This window comes from Bacillus sp. FSL H8-0545, assembly GCF_038006105.1.
Classification (GTDB): domain Bacteria; phylum Bacillota; class Bacilli; order Bacillales; family Bacillaceae_G; genus Bacillus_A; species Bacillus_A cereus_U.
The window spans coordinates 2,307,617-2,326,749 of sequence record NZ_JBBOUO010000001.1 but is presented as its reverse complement, the minus strand read 5'-3'; the positions used below and the strand labels follow the sequence as shown (position 1 = coordinate 2,326,749).

The following is a 19,133-nucleotide window of genomic DNA, read 5'->3' as shown; positions in this document are numbered from 1 at the left end:
ACATATCCAATTTACAATTTAATTGTGATGTTTTTTCACAATTAAACTACTTAGAATACACTTCATTTATTCGAAAACAATTACAAATAGAGGTGCTAAAATGAAAACAAGAGTAAATCCAGAGTTATTACAAGGGTTAGAGATGTTTCCAGATCTCGATTTACGCCCGGAAAACTTGCAATCAATCAGAGAAGGAATAGCTCAAATGAGACCACCTACCGTTGTTGATGAATCCCTTTCGTTAACAGATGAAGTCATTGTTGGACCTGATGATAATCCGTTACCATTAAGAATTTATCGTCCAAAATCAAATAATGAACCTTTACCTGTCTTATTATGGATGCATGGTGGTGGTTATATCTTAGGGTCTATAGATGATAACGATGATACTTGTATGAGGTTTGCAAAAGAAGCTGGCTGTGTGGTCGTGTCTGTAGACTACCGCTTAGCACCTGAACACCCTTACCCAGCATCAATTGAGGATTGTTATTCAGCTTTAAAATGGATTGCTGATAATGCAAAGTCATTAAACATTGATTCGAATCGAATTGGGGTTGCAGGAGTAAGTGCTGGCGGTGGACTAACAGCAGCATTATCATTATTAGCCCGAGATCGAAAATATCCTTCAATTTGTTTACAAATGCCACTCTATCCAATGATTGATGACCGAAATAATACACCTTCAGCGAATGAAATTAAAGAAGGATTTGTTTGGAATCAAAAGGCAAATGAAGCTGGTTGGAAAATGTATTTAGGAGAAATGTATGGAACAGATCAAATCCCTGCCTATGCAGCGCCTTCTCGAGCAGAGGATTATAGTGATTTGCCATATACTTACACATTTGTTGGTCAATTAGATCCATTCCGCAGTGAAACATTAACCTATGTAAGCAAACTAGCGCAAGCTGGTGTTGATGTCGAATTTCATTTATATCCAAATGCCTATCACTGGTTTGAAGGATTAAATCCAAATGCCGATGTATCTATTTACGCTGTGAACGAAATGGTACAAGCAGTAAAGACTGGTTTCAAAAGAGTCTCTAAGGTTGAGGCTTAATCCCTTTACAAGAAAAACACTCTTAAATAGTATAGTAGCCGATTCTCATTTAGAATCGGCTACTAATATGTAAAATCCACCTAATATATCAAGGTTGAGAAACAGATATAAGATGTTTAGGCGATGTGTTTATTTCCTCTGCCAACGCCTTAATGCTCATCATGATTTGAAGTATTTCTTCTATTGTTGTCCTCGGGTTGATAGAGCAAAGTCGAATTACTACTTTTTCTTTTAATATAGTCGTACTTAGCATAGCAAATCCTCTTTGATTAATTTCTTCCACCAGTTTTTTGTTTATTTCATGAATTGTATCTGTAGATGTTAGCTCACAAGGAATATAACGAAAAGTAACAATTCCTAACTGGGCAGGTGTTACCACTTCCCAATCTTTTTCTTTCCTTAAAAACTCTTCAACTTGTTCAGCCAACATAATGCCATGATCAATTGCCTCGCGAAAAGCTGTGACTCCAAATACTTTAAAAGAAAGCCATACTTTTAATGCCCTAAATCTACGAGAAAGTTCAATTCCACGCTCCCCAAAATTCACTTTCTCTTCTATATTAGTTTCCGTATCCTTAATATACTCTGGGATCATACGGAACGTATTACTTAAATATTGGCTATTTCGAATAAGTACACAACCAACATCATAAGGCTGAAAAAGCCATTTGTGCGGGTCTAACGTCAAAGAATCGGCACGATGTATTCCGCTTAACAACTCCCTTCCTTTTTCACTGAGAATTGCTGCAGCCCCATAAGCCCCATCCGCGTGCAGCCATATGTCTTCATCATTACAAAGATCAGCCAATTCATCGAGGGAATCAACCGCCCCGCAATTCGTTGTCCCTGCATTAGCGATAACACAGAATGGTTTTTTCCCTTTTAATCGATCTTCTTTTATTTGCTTTTTTAAAGTACTAACTGAAATTCTTAAATCTTCATCTGTTTCAATTCGGCAAATTTGATGATGTTTAAAACCTAATACTTTAAGTGCTCGATCTACAGAAAAATGAGTTTGGTTAGAAAAATACACAACCGCATTTTCTATGTCATTATTCAGCTTGACCTGTCTCGCTACAGTAAGTGCAGTCAAATTAGCCATGGAACCGCCACTGACAAATAGCCCTTCAGCTGAATCAGGGAATCCTAGCATTGATTTTAACCAGTTGATTGTCGTTAATTCAATTTGTTCAGCACCTGCACCTACTATCCAAGCTGTAGGAAATACATTAAACCCACTTGCTAAAAAATCTGCTACTACACCAACATAATTATTAGGACCTGGCACAAAAGCCATAAAATGAGGATGATCCACATGAGTAATTTGATTAAACACATTGTTATTAAGAAAATGAAGTAACTCTTTTGGATTGGATCCGTTTTCTGGAATCGTTTCAATTAGCTTGTCTCTAAAAATATTACTATCAATCGTTTCCGAAACTGGTTTACTTTTTAAATGATTCATATGATCAACAATCAAGTCAACCGCTTGATATCCTAACTGACGCATCTCTTCGGCTGATAACTGCAAGTTTTTCGTCATTTGGTTTACTCCTATTCTATTTAAAAAGGCGAGTTCTTGCCCGCCTTTTCATTTTTTATAATTTGAAATTACCGATCACCTGTATTGGATTTTGAAGAATCATGTTGATTAACTGATGGAAGTGATTCAATATTTCCTGTATTTTCTCCGCTTCGTATAAAGTTTGATCATATCCAAACTTTATTGTAAGTTTTTCTTCAGGGAAGCACATAATTCCATACTTTACATGCGGCTCATCAACAACTTCGTAATCTGCGATGGCAAAATTTCTGTTTTCATTTGAAGAAAAGATAGCTTGGTTAGTTGGATAGTTTTCAAAAACCCAAAGATGATCAGTCAACTGATTTTTTAATTCACTTTGCTTTTGTATATCAACAAATGAATAGTATGCATACTCATTACATTTCAATGTTTCTAGTTGTACTTTTTTCAGGAAGTCCACAAAAGATTGCGTTTCTGTCCATGCTAGTCGGATAGGCAAAACATTTGTGAACAGACCGAACATATTTTCAATTCCTTCTACTTCGGGAGGTCTGACTGATACTAGATTAGGTAATACTACTTCTTTTATTCCGTTGTATTTACCAAGCAATATTCCCCATACAGCTAGTAATGCCGTATTCATAGTTATATTGTTTTTAGTTACAAATATCTGTAACTGATTAGTCAAATCCTTGTCTAATGTTAAATCCATGAATGTGAAGTTTAACCCTTCACTTTGCGTTGGTATTTTCTTTTTAGGAATACTAATTTTTCGATTGTATCCTGATAAATAATCCCGCCAAAAATGACGTGCTTTCTCATGATCTTGTGCTAAAGTCCATTCTATGAATGTTTCAAAAGGTTTTACCATAGGTAACTCCGCCGTAGTTCTCGCATTTATTGTTTCATAGAGCTGGAATAATTCGTCTATCAAAATGCTGACGCTCCAACCATCACATAATAGATGATGGGAACTCCAAACCACCTTATGCTCGTTATTACCTAGTTGGAATATACAGAGACGGGTCATGAGTTCATCATTTTTAAATCCTCGACTTATATTTTCATTCATCCACTGGTCTAGGAATTCTTGCTGTTCTTGTTTCGTCATCTCAATCAAGTTTTTTATCTCTGAAATCATTTGAACATCATGTAGAACAGCTTGCCAAGGTTGTGCTTGTTCATCTTGCACAATTATCGTTCTTAAAGAATCATGACGATCAACTAATTGTTGGAAACACTGAGTAAAGAGATTAATATCCAGCTCCCCCTCAAGTGCCCAAATTGTTTGTTCAAAATATGCATTTGTATCAGGTTCAGTCGCAGCATGCTCATAAATAACTTCTTGGAAAGGTGCCAATGGATAAATTCGTTCTATTTTTATATCCGGCATTTTTTCTTGTATTTTGATAAGTGTATGTTGATTAAGTTGTTTATCTTTAACATTTAGTGATGTAAAATGATTATCATTCATTTTGTTTACATCACTTGATTGTGAATTTGAAAGATGCTCTAGCTTTTTAACAAATTGAGCCATGTCTCCTAATATAGGAAATGAAAATAGATTTTTTGGCTCTAGCTCAAATCCTTGTCTATACAGTCTGACGGAAACTTGAATCGCTTTTATCGAATCTCCACCTAAGGCAAAGAAATGATCATTTACTCCAACCCGATCTACTTTGAGTACTTCTTGCCATACACTAGTTAATATTTTTTCCATTTCAGTTTTTGGAGCAATAAATACTTCATTCTTTTGTTTCTCTGGAGCAGGGAGCGCTTTTCTATCTAATTTCCCGTTTGGAGTCAATGGCAGTTGTTCCAAATAAACAAAATAAGAAGGAATCATGTAATCTGGCAAGTGGTCTCGCAAATGCTTTCGTAGTTCTGTTGTGCTAATATTTTGTTCAGTTACCACATATGCGACTAAAAATTTCATTCCATTCTCATCTGTCTGATCAATCACTACAGCGTGTTCGACTTGTTTGTAAGTGAGAAGACAATGGGAGATTTCTTCTAACTCTACTCGATATCCTTGAATTTTGACTTGATAATCTTGGCGTCCTAAAAATTCAATATATCCCTCAGGGTGCATTTTTCCACAGTCTCCTGTCTTGTATATAAGACCAAAATCAGGATGTGACACAAATGCTTCATTCGTTTTCTGTCTATCATTTAAATATCCTTTAGCAAGTCCCACTCCCCCGATATATAAATCTCCAATTACACCAACAGGGCACATTTTCTTTTCATAGTTCAACACATAATACGCTTGGTTTGCCAAAGGTATCCCGTATGGAATACTCTTCCAATGCGATTCCACCTGTTTGACCGGATAATAAATTGACCAAATCGATGCTTCTGTTGCTCCTCCGAGTGAAACTACTTCCGCAATCGGAAAATGTCTTTTTATTTTTTCTGGTAAAGAAAGTGGAATCCAATCTCCACTATGTAAAACTAAACGCAAGGAAGAATGTTCAAAATGAGAACCTACTTGATCTAATGCCAAATCCATAATTGCAGGTACTGTATTCCAAATTGTAATTCCTCTACGTTCGACGGTACGGATTAATTCTTGCATGTCTCTTGGCTCACGAATCATTACCAACATTGCACCTGTGCTTAACGTTCCGAAAATATCGTATACAGATAAATCAAAACACATAGAAGAAATACCAATAATACGATCATCTTCGTTTACCTGATATTTTTGATTAATATCTTGAATGGTGTTTGCAACCGCTTGGTGAGTAATAATTACTCCTTTCGGTTTTCCTGTACTTCCTGAAGTGTAGATAATATAGGCAAGATCTTCCGGACCAGCAATAGCAGGCATATCTTCTGTTGTATATAATGACAAGTGGTTTTCTTCATAAAGACTAGGTTCTAATAAAAGTTTGCATGAGCTATTTTCTAAAATATATGTTTGGCGATCTGAAGGATGGTCGGGATCAATCGGAACATAAGCGGCACCTGCTTTTAAAATACCTATCATATTAGCAATTGTGTCAACTCGTCTTTGTGCTAAAAGACCAACTTTGTCACCTAGACAAATTCCTTGTTCTTTTAAAAAGTGCGCAACTTGATTGGAGCGCTTATGAAGCTCCGAGTATGTTAAGTAGTCTTGTTCAAAAACTACTGCTACTTCATCCGGTGTACGTTTTACTTGGTCTGTAAATAATTGATATAAAGTAGTCGACGGTATTTTTTCTGTTGTCTCATTGTATTGCTTAATTAAAGCATGGTCTGACTCTTTCATCTGCAAAGATGTTACGTCACTTTGTTTCACTAATTGTTCCAATAAGTCAACAAATTGGTGAAACATCGCTTCTATCACATCAACATCAAATAATTCTTCAACATAGTTCCAGCTAATTAATAACTCTCCATTTTTTTCAATTACCACATTATCCAAATACACTTGTGGAGTCCGAGCATGAATATGGCGAAGTGAACCAAGCTGTTCCCAAGCAAAAGCCCCCGCACCTGCTAGCATCGAGGTGAAAACAATTGGCATAACTGCTTTTGGCGTCATTTGATGATATCGAGTAAAATCTCGAATAAAATTAACTCCATCGTAATGGCGATGTTCGAGGCCATCTAATAAAGTAGATTGCGTTTCTTTTACTCTAGTAAAGAAAGATTGATCTGGATTCACATCAACATCCAACAAGATGAGTGAAGTGAAATCTCCCACAATTTGCTCTACTTCTTCATGAACAGGATAACGGTTAAATACAGTCAAATTAATTGCCAATCGACATTGATTACTCCAATATGCCAACACATCACCATATATTGTACAAAGCAGAGCTGAAGGAGTTACTTCTTTTTCTTGTGCTAACTTTCGTAGCTTTGTCCATATTTCATTGTCCAGGATCTTAGTAAGTGATTGGAACTTAGGAGTAGCAATCTCTGCCGGATCCTTTTTTAACAGCAAAGAAGGCGCAAACGGAAAGTCAGGAAGCTTACTTGTCCAATAATCTTTTGCTGTTTTATATTCTGTGCTTTGTTCCAGTTCATCATAGATAAACATGTAATCTTGAAAATCAAAAGATAGAGGTTCTAACCTTTGCTCTGGTTTATAATAATAATGAAACAAATCCTGTCCAACGATGTTCATGCTTGCTCCGTCCATTAATAAAGCATCGTATCGAAAACATAATAAATACGTGTCTTCTTTTAAAAGAAAGGCTTTTAATTCAAACAAAGGCCATTGCCCTAAAGGAAATACATGATTAGTCATTCGAGAACGTTCTTCTTGTAAGCGAGCATTTTGATTCCTATCATCTAAATCTATGAGATTCACTATTTCAATCTCGTAATCAGGAACGCTTTGTAATATTTGCTGTTCTCCCTCTGGTAAAATTACAGCTCGTAACATCGGATGACGTTGAATTACCTTTTGAAAACTTTTTGAAAGACGATTGATATTCAATTTTGTTTCATATTCAAAATAAGTTTGAGGTGAAATACCACTTAATTCAAACTGTGAATTCCGTCCTAACATGTACGCTGTCTGAACCTCTGTTAAGGGAAATGGCTTAGACAAATCTTTAACATGGGTTGGTCTATTTTCAAAGTTTTTCGTTTTATGCTCTAACTTTACACAAGTACTAAGTTGAGCAATCGTGGGATGCTTAAAAAAATCTGTTGTACTTATTTTTAAGCAGTCTTTTCTTAATAAATTAATTACCTGAAGTGCTTTAATCGATTCTCCTTTTAAAGCAAAAAAATTATCATGAATACCGATTCCCTCAATCTCCATAACTTCTTCCCATGCATGCACCAATTTTTGTTCAATTTCATTGCGCGGGGCAACGTATGGAATTGATACATAATCTGTTTGTGTTATATCTAATAACCTTTTCCTATCTACTTTCCCATTTGGATTCAACGGAATCTCTTCCACCTGAATCATTTTTTCAGGAATCATAAACTCAGGTAATTTATCACTTAAATATTTTCTGATTTCATCAAAAGAGACCTTATTATCCGATACATAGTACGCAGCTAATAATTTCCTATTTCCATATACTTGATCAACAACGATAGCTTGGTTTATTTCTGGATATTCCCTTAACTGGCTTTCGATTTCTCTTAATTCAATCCGATATCCCCGAATTTTCACTTGATGATCCATTCGACCTAGATATTCAAGTTCTCCATTAGGCAACCAACGAACGAGATCACCCGTATGATACATCATTTCTCCTGCCGTAAAAGGACTCGGTACAAACTTTTCATCTGTCAGTTTAGATTTCCCAAGATACCCTCGTGCTACCGCCACGCCACCAATGCAGAGTTCACCCGGAATTCCAAATGGTTTTAATTGACCATACTTATTCAATATATAGGAATGATAATTCGGGTTGGGACTTCCAATCGTAACTTCTTTGGCAGAGCTCAAATCCTTTACTGTTGCACAAATGGTTGTTTCTGTAGGACCATAAATATTTAAAATTGTCGCTTCACTGATGCATCGAATTTTTTCAACCAAATCAATGGAAAATGCTTCTCCTGCTAACAAAATAGATTTTAAATCTTTTAGAAAATTTGCCCCTTCTGGATCACTTAAAATCACTTCCATTCGCGATGGGGTTGATTCCCATAAATCCACCTTATGTACTTTGACCAAATGAGCCAATTCTTTTGTTGCAAACTGGTCCTCTGTAGCAATAACTACTTTCGAACCTTGCGTTAAAGGAAGACATATTTCTAACAAGGAAATATCAAAAGATACACTAGCAAGAAACAAGAACGACTGATTATCTTTTACTTTTTCTCTCATAACGCTTAAAAAATGGACAAGAGATTTCTGTTCCACCATTACCCCTTTTGGATTTCCTGTTGATCCTGATGTGTAAATAACATAAGCCAAATCATTAGGCTCACCTTGTCGAACTAAATTACTTTCTTCACCTTGGAAGAGATGTTCCTCATCAAGATACAGTACTTCACCCGCAAATTGCGGCAATTCTACTTCTGTTCGCTTGCTCAGTAAACATTTTGCTTGACTATCTTGTAACATATATTCAATTCGTTCATTTGGATAGTTAGGATCGATTGGTAAATACGCTGCTCCTGCTTTTAAAATTCCCATCATGCCAATGATCATTTCCAATGACCGATCTACCATAACCCCAATAATACTTTCTTTCGATACACCTTTACTTTGAAGAATAGAAGCTAATTGATTTGCTTTCTTATTCAATTCTCTATATGTCAAAGATTGATCATTACAAACAACAGCAATTTGATCTGGGGTTTTTAACACTTGTTCTTCAAACAAATCTTGAAATGTTTGAGAAAATTCTATGTCCGTCTGATCTTGATTCAATTCTTCTAGCAACTCTTTCTCTTCTTCTGAAATGATACAAATATCTTTCACAGCCAAATTCGAATTTCTTGACACTTGCTTTAAAACATAAAGGTACGAATTTGCAAACTGTTGCAAAGAAGAGAATGAATGAGACTTAAAAGAAATTTGAATTTCAAATTCATTATGTATTTCATTCCATTTTCTTTGTATCCAGATGGCTAAATTATTCTCTGCATATTCTTCTATCGAATTTTTATTATGTAATCCTTCCATCCCAATAACAATTTGAAAAGGAGTTAAATGGTGTTTCGCTAATAATTCAGAAAGTGGATACTCCTGATTGTCATACCCGAATAAAGTCGTTTGTTCAATCTGATTTACTAGTTGTTTAAAGCTGTGATGCGGATGGATTTCACTTCCTAAAGGAATCAATTTATTAAGATTCTCGCTTTGTTCAAGATTCTTTTCAATTACAGGAATACCAATAGTAATCCTTTCTTGATCTGTATAGTGTGCCAAACAAATCCTTAACGCGGCCTGTAACCAGCTAAATAATAACAAATCTTGAGACTTACTTACTTTTTGTATACTTTTACTAAACTCTACATTCATTATGACTTGAACGTGCTCGCAAGGATTTTCTTTATTTAGTTGGTAACCGCTATTAAATACAGAAAAATCGAGAACCTCGGAAGATAATTGCTCCTTCCAAAACGCCTCTACCCCTTTATTCTCATGAATCGAACTTCGATCTTTAATGTGCATTTTTATCTTTATCCCCCTAATATTCATTTCATCTATTCGTTAATTTTCAAGCCAACTTCAATTCCATGGAGAAATACTTGATGGTTATCCAAACTTAAAAAACGCTCAATCTCTTCAAATTTCATATGACCAACCGAACAAACTCCTAAATTTAATGTCTCAGCCACCATATTTAAAGTAGCAGTGATGATGCCTGACTCAATACAAGCAAATAAATATCCATCTGAACCGTATTTCGGGATGGAAGCGTTCGCATTATAGACTAAATAAACTGAAAAGGCAGACTGAGTAAATAAATCCTGGTTAATTAACTCATGATCACTTTTGATTACTTGATCAATATTGTTTACAACCACAAGACTATTTTTTGATGGGTTATAATAATAAAAACCAGCTTTCATACCTTCTATACGTTTTGGTTTTATATAAACAAAGATATCAATAGGGTAGAGTCCGCCTGCACTTGCGTAATGATAGTATATTTTTTCTTCCCCAACCTGTTTTAGAGTTGATGTGAATTGGGAAAATTCTAAAAAACTAATATGTTTTTTCATATCAAATTGGCGACAAGACCTACGCTCCTTGATTATAGTGGGTAGCTCATTTGTTGTTTCAAATTGAATTTCGGTTGACCGCACAGCATGGTGCGTTCGATTCAATTGTTCACTCATATACTTATCTAAATCTTTTTTAGAAAAGCGAATCTGGTTGCTATATGGATTCGGAAAAATCTTTTCTTGTGTGGAAAATACTTCTCTTGGGTGTAATATGTTACTTACTAACACACGATTTTTTATCATAAGCTCTATTGTTTTTTGTGTCTCTTCTACATTTCCTAACGAAAAGCGCTCTACTAGTTCACTAATTTTCACACCTTTTTGAGTTAAAAAATAAAACTCAGGAAACCACTCAGACAGAACGCCTGTAAATCTCGTTTCCCCTATCAAAACTTCATTATGGAACTTCTCCCAATGCTTAATAGGAGACCAGTAATAAATTTGCTCGCTCATATAACCCTCCATAAACGTTTAACTTATTTTTAAAATACAGTTTTCTAATCTACAAAAAATAATTTTTAGATTCTGCCCCTTGTCTCATAGTGATTATAAATACATGTATTTCAACGAGACTTGAGAATAATGAAATAACTTTTTCTTCATTAAAATTTTTTATTTCATTATAAAAAATGATTTTTAATTAGATATTTCACATCCTTTCCCATAGTAATCCTATAAGGTATAAACCATTTAGAACATTAAGAATATTCGTGTATTCCCAATGTGAAATTATTGTAATGGATTGGAAAGCAGATGGATATAGTTATTAAACAAAATAATATTGAGAAAGTTTTATTTGTTATAGCGATAAAATTTTTCTTTAGAAGTTAGTGTAAAAATGTAACATACTATTACATACAAGTGAGTTACTAACATATCGTATTTAAAATAAAGAAAAGACGCCATTTAAGGTGTCTTTTCTTTATTTTAATTCCATATACTTTTACGCCTTTTCTATTTTTTAAACGATTTGTAGGAATTAATACATTCGAACATCTAGCTCGTTAAATGTTCGAATGTATAATAGAAATTATATAAATTAAGAATGTATTTCAGATAATTTTATAAATAAATGCAAAGATATTTCCTCCCCATACTGTTACAATAGCAATAATTTCTTGTTTATTTCCCTTATTAAATTGTAATATAATTACAGTATGTGAAATTATATTACATTAACTTTAAAAGCGAAGTGAAAACAACCTTCACTTCGCTTTTTATATTTGTAATCCTTATTCAATTTGCTCAACTCAGTATATACTTTCACATTATTTGCTTTTATTTAATTGGCTTTTCTGTTTTTAAAACAAATGAATTTAATGCAGGAACCTTGATTTTATTGTCATGGACTACATAAAGTGTTTTACTTCCCGCCTGCTTACCGTCTACTAGTACTTTCCAAGGACCTTTCGATGGAAGCGTTATGTCAACGTCTTCTCTATTTGCATTGTGAACCACCATAAAGTATTCGCTTTTATTCCCATTGCCTTTCCCATCTATTGTATAAGCTACAACATTTTTTGGAGCATCAATAAAAGATACATGCTTTTTAATTTGCTCTGCAGATGTCATTCGAAAAGCTGAGTACTTTTTGCGTAAATCTATTAATCCCTTCATATAATCTACTTCATTATTAAATGCTGCACGGCGTAACCAGTCCATCTGGTTAATTGAATCAGGAGATTTGTAACTGTTATGATCACCATATTTTGTGCGCATAAACTCTTGTCCTGCATGTAAGAATGGAATACCTTGTGATGTTAATAAAATAGAAGAAGACAATTTGTGCATTTGTTTTCGCACTTCTTCACTTTCACCTGGATTAGTTAGCTCAAGTTTATCCCATAATGTATGATTATCATGTGCTTCCACATAAGTTAACACCTGCTCTGGATCTTGATAGGTAGACGAATTTGTATCATAGTCAATACCTGCCGTAATGCCTTTTTTAATACGGTCTTCCATGTTTTGCTTTCCATTTACAAAACCATTTTCTTTCTCCTCAAATACACTGCCTTTCAATCCATCACGTATATTATCGTTAAAATGAGCAATCCCTTTCATTTTCTCCGCATTTTTTTGATTTGCTTTCAATTCATCTGCAAGAGGTGTATTTAAATCCCAGCCTTCTCCATGCAGAATAATAGAAGGATCAATTTGATTAACACCTTTACGTATTTCATTCATCGTTTCATAATCATGAATACCCATTAAATCAAAACGGAATCCATCTAAATTATATTCTTTTGCCCAGTACGTGACGGAATCCACCATAAATTTCCTCATCATTTTTCGTTCTGAAGCGGTATCATTTCCTACACCAGTTCCATTTGCAAGTGTTCCATCTTCATTGTAACGATAATAATAACCTGGAACTAACTTATGAAAATTAGATTCAGCGGCATTATACATATGGTTATATACTACGTCCATTACAACACGAAGATTATTATCATGCAGTGTTTGAATCATTTGCTTTAATTCAGTTATTCGAACAGTTGGCTCATAAGGATTTGTAGAATAGGAGCCCTCTGGGACGTTGAAATTTTTCGGGTCATATCCCCAGTTATATTGTGGTTCATTTAAAGTTTCTTCATTTACTGAAGCATAATCAAATATCGGTAAAAACTGAACGTGAGTAACACCAAGATCTTTCATATGATCAAGTCCTGTTTTTACACCTTCAGGCCCTTTTGTTCCTTTTTCTGTTACACCTAAATATTTTCCTTTTTGCTTAATACCACTTTCAGGTTGAATGGAAAGATCGCGTACATGCAATTCATAAATAATGGCATCTTCCGGATTTTTAAATTTAGGTTTTTTGTTTGCTTTCCATTTTTTCGGATTTGTTTCTTTTAAATCAACGACTACACCTTTATCTCCATTTACGGAAGCAGCACGCACATACGGATCAACCGCTTCAGTCCACTTATCACCAATTTTTACTTTATACGTATAAAAGAGCCCTTTTTGGTTCCCTTTAAGTTCTGCTATCCATGTTCCCTTTTCACCTTGTTGCATGTTTATTTCAGTACCTATTTTATCGCTCCAATTTTTATATGAAACTAACTTCGCTTCACTCGCAGTAGGAGCCCATAAGCGGAACTTTGTATGTTGCGGAGTATATACATTTCCTAAATCATTACCACTATAATAAAATAGATTATCAAATTCTTCGCTACGAATGACTTTACCGATTTCAATATTCGCATCAGCTAAGTTTGCTATTTTAACTTTGTATGTTTGTTTTAAATCAATTTTCTGTTCCGTAATTATTTTAACCTTATTAGTAATATCTCCACTATTTGTATCATAAGGACTAATCCCCTTAATTTTAACGCCTTCAATTTCAATTTTCTGTTCCTTACTATTAAACGGAATATTAGTATTTATAGTGATTTCATTAAAACTATCAATAGTAGCTTTTTGAATAGAGAGATCAGAAGAAGGCTTAGAATCATATACTTTTTCATCACCCGAAAGGATCCATACTTCAGCACGACCATCCCTTATATTTTCAACCCAGTGATCACCGCCATCTTTTTCCCATTCATTCGTACGAACTATAAATCCTACACGATTATAGTCACCTTCTATTTTCACCTTAGCATATTTTCCAAACTCATCTTCCCCAGTAAAATCATACGATTTACCATTTGAATTCTCGCCCCATACCCAAAGATTCCAGTCTTTTGTATTTCCAGGCTGCTCTTTGTAATGAATGATAACTTCAGTTGTTTTCGAATTTGAAACTGCCTTCACATTCTGAAAAGAAAAAACAGATGATAACATAACGATTATGGCAAGTAATAAAAATGATTTGTTAATTAATCTTTTTGTCATTTGCACCACATACACCCTTTCTTTAAATAGTACGAGCGATTTATTATGCTCGTACTAAATTACACTGCTTAAATTAATGTAGAAATCTCTTTTACTTCACCCCCATATTGACTATTTTCACATATGTATTTCAATGATCTTTTAATACGAAAACGTTTGCATTAATGCTTAAAAAAATAGATTTGTTTTTGCTTTCATATATTTGTAAATACTAAAAGATCAGGGAAATCATTTTAAAGCAATCGTTTGTTATCGCTTTCATTCTATAGCACCTTCTATTAAGAGGTCAATATATTATTAATTTTCTGTTTTTATACACTTTAAACCTTATATATTTTTCGCAACTTATTAAAGATAGACAGCGTGATTATTGCTTAGTAAGTTTATTTTCACTAATGCATTGCTGCGTAAAAAACAGCTAATATCCTTAAAATGACATTAGCTGTTTTTTATAATGTATTAATATATGAATAAAAACTATATTTCTAACTTACTTAATTTTTGCTGCATCAAATGCCTTTTGAACTGCTTGAACTTCAGCTGTATTCGCTCCATATTTATTAGTTGCCACTCGAATACATGCAGATTTCAATTCTTTGAAATTAGAAGTCATGTTTAACTCATCTGTATTTGCATAATAGAAAATATCAAACATTTTATCTTCACCAATCCCTTTAACAGTTACTCCGTTATGAGTTCCGCCTTTTGCAATAAGATACGCAATTTTATTAATAATGCTTGAATTAAAATGAACGCCGCCCTGATCCCATCCATTAAAATCGTTAAATTCACTATAATCATCTGGATAAGGTACTCCAAGTGAAGATGGAACGGAAGCTGGGTTTTCCATATCACGGAAAACAGATCCAGTTTGTTCTCCCATTGTCCAGTTAAAGGTTCCATTATTTACGTATTTCTCAATAGATGTTCCCATAATATCAGATAGCGCCTCATTAATCGCACCAGATTCACCGTAATATTCAAGATTAGATTCGCTAGAAGTAACAGCATGTGTAAATTCATGTCCAGCTACGTCATATGCCTTGACAATAGGATCGCCATATACAAGCATACTTCCATTATTAGCACTTAATGCATTTTGCCAATTTTTCGGATCGTTCGTATCTTCAGAATCCCAAGCATGTACAACTGAAACTACCTTTTGTCCCTTATTATCAAAACTATTACGCTTGTATTTATCTTTATAAAAATCAAATACCTTTGTTGCTAAGTAATGAGCACTTACCGCTTTTGGATCATTAAATGTTGTCGAATTGCTAGTTGCTAGTGTACCAGGATAATAGCTTTCTTCTTTAGTAATATCTCTGTAATTTACATCATATGTTTCAATTCCTTGCCCTTTTGTGTAATCAGCAAGTGCATATTTTCCATTACTTTGTTTAGAAATGCCAAATGTACGAGATATACCTAAATCATCTTTTCCTGTTCCAGTTAATGATGTAAGATTGCTTTTTTTACTTTCCTTTAAGGCTCCAACAAGCTTTTCACTTGCTTTTAAGTTGGATTCTTGAACCATATTTTTTAACATATCCCCATTCTGTGCATTTACTAGATATGTTCCAGATACATAGTTTGGTGTTGCTGCCGCAAATGTAACTTGGTATGCATTGTTAGCTTGTCCATTATTTTCATCAACAAAAATAACTTCCTTTACTTCTGGCTCAGAAATATAATTGATATCGCTCCCATACTTCGTATAAATATATTGTTTCGCTACTTCTTCTGATAGATTACTAGGTTTTTTAAAATTTTCTTGGTTTAAATTTTGCGCGCTATCTCCTGAAACACTTTTAATAACACCCTTTTTATCTACATGTGCAGTTAATTGATGCCCATATACTTCTTTCCCCTCATATGTTTGTTGTATACGTACAAGTGTAGTTCCATCATACGAACCACGTTTTTGAAGAACTTTATAATCCACTCCAGTTTCTCCATTTACTTGTTTTGGAGACAAGGCTTGTTCTGTTTTCTCCTTAAGAGCATCTTTCACTACATTCTCTGGTGCCTTTTGTGACGGTTGTGTAAGTTCACCTGTACGGAACGAATCCTCTTGAATTTGAACTTGTAGTTGATCGGTTTCCTCTGCATGACCTACTCCATATGGTACTACAGCTGTTAAAGCTAAGCCTGTTGTTAACGCTACCTTAGTTAATGTCTTTGTGTTTTTCATTTTTTCACCTCGTATAATTTTTGAAATAGAAAGCTTGTACAAAGTATACTGTCTATTTATGTCGAAAAAAGAGAAAATACAAAATATATGTAATATTATGCAAATTACATATATTTGGCGATGATATAAATAAAGAACGACACATATATGTATATTAATTTCAATAAAAAATGAGCCCTTTTAGGCGCTCATCCAATTGGTTAGTTGTTAATTATCTATATTCATTCTAATCAAAGTACACTTACATCTAAATAACAACATAAAAACCCACTCTTTACTATTTTAAGAGTAGTAGATAAATACTTTAGTGAGGCAACGCATATACAAGTTAGATTTTTCAATATAATTTTGTTATTTATGTCTATAGCTGCATGGATTGTAACGTTTTGAGACTGCTGAAGTCTTATATGAGTTTCAGGCTTTTTTATCTTGTCAAAAATATCTTTTAAAGATAAATTTGTCTCCCCATTTAAATATAGAAAAGGACATATCTATTGCATGTTATTAACTTAAGGTATGTTCTTTTAAAGCATATTATAAATATACATAGTGAGAAATGAAACAATAATTATTCAAATGAAAAACCCCCTGAATTTTTAAAGCAATCCAGGGGATTTTTTACCGATGATTCTCTATATTTCCATACCGATCACAAACTTTTTTAGGATAATGGTATGTCCAAGTTTAATAGTTTTTTGCACGAGAGCCATCTTTTTTATATTTATTTAATTATCCTACTAAGTTTTTTGTAAAATTCACCTTTTCTTTTTACATGATTAAACTGATTTGGATTAATATTAGCTTTTTGTGAGAGTGCTACAATCTCTTCTTTTGTAATTGAATCTTTAGTATTTATAGATGCTATATTTGTATATTTTCCATCTTCTGTTTTTGGGATTTCTAAAATCCCTTTATTTACAAGATCAACTACAGCCTTATGCTCGGAAGAATGTGTATCTACACCAGTAATTTTCCAATTATGCATAACTTTTGGCGTGTATACACCGTTCTTTACCTCTTTTAAATATGTAATAGCAAGGTTACGAATGGTTCCGCCTGTTTCTCCGAATGCATTCTCTTGTTTAGATGACCAAGTTTGTTCAAATTTACGTCCCTCTAAAGCTCCCCCTTTTGCCTGAAGAGCCTCCATTCTATACGCATTCATTCCTAGCGTCATAACATCGCTCATTTTGATTGGTTTATTTGTACGAATAGAGCGTAAATTTGTAATTCTATTTCCATATGGTTTTGTTAAGTCAATTTCGTATTTTACGCCTCCAAAGAAATCGTTCGTACTGTATTTAGACGCACGACGGTTTTTATCAAAACTAACTGTTACATCTCCGGCACGAGATGAGTTAAAATATCCTGCTGCCCATTCCATATAGTCTTTTAAATCTTTTCCAGTTATCTTATATACTGTAATTTCTCCCAAAGCATATTGATAATTATACGCAATATCTTTCTTCTTTATAGGACCAATATCCAAACGGGCATAATCATTATCAATTTGATGGGCTACTACATCCGCTTTACTGTAATAGAGCATGACTTCATGAAAGAAATCTGATAAAGGTGTCTCTTGAATCTGCACACTTGGAATACCCTTTATTTCATTTTCAGGAACAAGGTTTCTACCCTTTAATTGAGCGACTACAACATTTGCATCTCCTCTCGCATACTCATGAAAAGGTGTTAGTGTTTCTTCAAGTGTAGAATCAGATAATACTGTTGTTCCATCAGCATTTTTTACAGGTATAGCGGTAGCAGTTTTATCTTTTAAAACAAGCTTTCCATCTTGCTTTGTAAAAGTAAGGTCAATACGTGAAATATGCGTTCCATATTTATCTGGTTCTGTAATAATTACGCCATTTACAACTTCTTTTTTTACAAGTTTATGCATATGAGCCGCAAAAATAGCGCTTAGTTCCGGACAAGCATTCGCAATATCTTGAACACCAGTACCTGGGATTCCATTCTCATTTTCTAGTCCCATATGCATAACCCCTACCATTACGTCTACTTTACCTTCTAATTCTTTAATTGCCTTTTTTGTCTCTTCTACTGGATTTTTCACTACTAAACCATCCAAATGATCTGTCCCTTTTTCAAAATCACTAATCATTGGTGTATTCATGCCAATAATCCCGACTTTAATTCCACCTTTTTCAACAATCGTATATGCAGGAAGAAAACGCTCTCCATTTTCCTTATAAATATTTCCTGCTAACGTCTTTCCCTTATATTGCTCACTAACTTTTTTCAATGTATTTAATCCAAAGTTGAATTCATGATTTCCAAATGCCCAGGCGTCATATCCCATTGTATTCATCGCTACCATCATTGGCGATTGTGGCTTATCGTTGAATAATTCTACTGAGTTTCCTTGAATTGTATCCCCGGCATCTACTAATATGGTATTTGGATTTTCTTGACGTACCTTCTTTATAACCGTATAAAGCTGAGTCAAACTTCCACTCATATTTGCTCCATCAAGCGCATAATCCCAAGGCATAAATCTACCATGAATATCTGCAGTACCTAACAATGTAATATTAACATCAGATTCCTCAGCCTTAGAAATAGCTGGTTTGACTGTTACTGCTGTTACAAGAAGCATAAGCATAAGAATAATAAAATAGCATACATAGTTCTTCCATTTCATTTTTTGCATAATAACAATATTTCTCCCCTTTTTGTACTGTCATAAAGTTGCTTGAACTTTAAAAATGTAACTTATTATTCGGAAAAATTCAACTGCAAAAATAAAGAGAATAAAATGCATATATCCCCTAACAGAATTGTATTTTATCGTTTTCTGACAAAATACTTCTTCCTCAAACGTGTGAAGAGTGCTAAACCAACGGTAGATG

7 protein-coding genes are annotated in these 19,133 nt (G+C 34.0%); 1 reads left to right on the top strand and 6 read right to left on the bottom strand.

Annotation, left to right across the window (positions count from 1 at the left end):
* The first annotated feature begins 100 nt into the window (after positions 1 to 100).
* On the top strand, positions 101 to 1,057 hold the full coding sequence (locus MHI07_RS12095) for an alpha/beta hydrolase (RefSeq protein ID WP_340823992.1): 957 nt from the start codon (positions 101 to 103) through the stop codon (positions 1,055 to 1,057).
* Positions 1,058 to 1,145: 88 nt separating this feature from the next.
* On the opposite strand, the gene MHI07_RS12090 is transcribed toward MHI07_RS12095, so the two are convergent.
* The 6 genes from MHI07_RS12090 to MHI07_RS12065 form a co-directional block, all read right to left on the bottom strand.
* Complete coding sequence (locus tag MHI07_RS12090; RefSeq protein WP_002161664.1) at positions 1,146 to 2,600, bottom strand: pyridoxal phosphate-dependent decarboxylase family protein; 1,455 nt, start codon at positions 2,598 to 2,600, stop codon at positions 1,146 to 1,148.
* Positions 2,601 to 2,655: 55 nt separating this feature from the next.
* Positions 2,656 to 9,666, bottom strand: coding sequence for an amino acid adenylation domain-containing protein (locus MHI07_RS12085; RefSeq protein WP_340823989.1), 7,011 nt, complete (start codon positions 9,664 to 9,666; stop codon positions 2,656 to 2,658).
* 32 nt (positions 9,667 to 9,698) lie between these two features.
* On the bottom strand, positions 9,699 to 10,676 hold the full coding sequence (locus tag MHI07_RS12080; protein WP_340823987.1) for a SagB/ThcOx family dehydrogenase: 978 nt from the start codon (positions 10,674 to 10,676) through the stop codon (positions 9,699 to 9,701).
* Positions 10,677 to 11,501: 825 nt separating this feature from the next.
* Positions 11,502 to 14,072, bottom strand: coding sequence for a type I pullulanase (gene pulA / locus MHI07_RS12075; protein ID WP_340823984.1), 2,571 nt, complete (start codon positions 14,070 to 14,072; stop codon positions 11,502 to 11,504).
* A 484-nt stretch (positions 14,073 to 14,556) separates the two neighbouring features.
* Positions 14,557 to 16,260 (bottom strand): M4 family metallopeptidase, encoded by a 1,704-nt coding sequence (locus tag MHI07_RS12070; protein ID WP_340823982.1) that lies wholly within the window; start codon positions 16,258 to 16,260, stop codon positions 14,557 to 14,559.
* A gap of 721 nt (positions 16,261 to 16,981) precedes the next feature.
* Positions 16,982 to 18,934, bottom strand: coding sequence for a bifunctional metallophosphatase/5'-nucleotidase (locus MHI07_RS12065; protein ID WP_340823980.1), 1,953 nt, complete (start codon positions 18,932 to 18,934; stop codon positions 16,982 to 16,984).
* Positions 18,935 to 19,133: the final 199 nt, after the last annotated feature.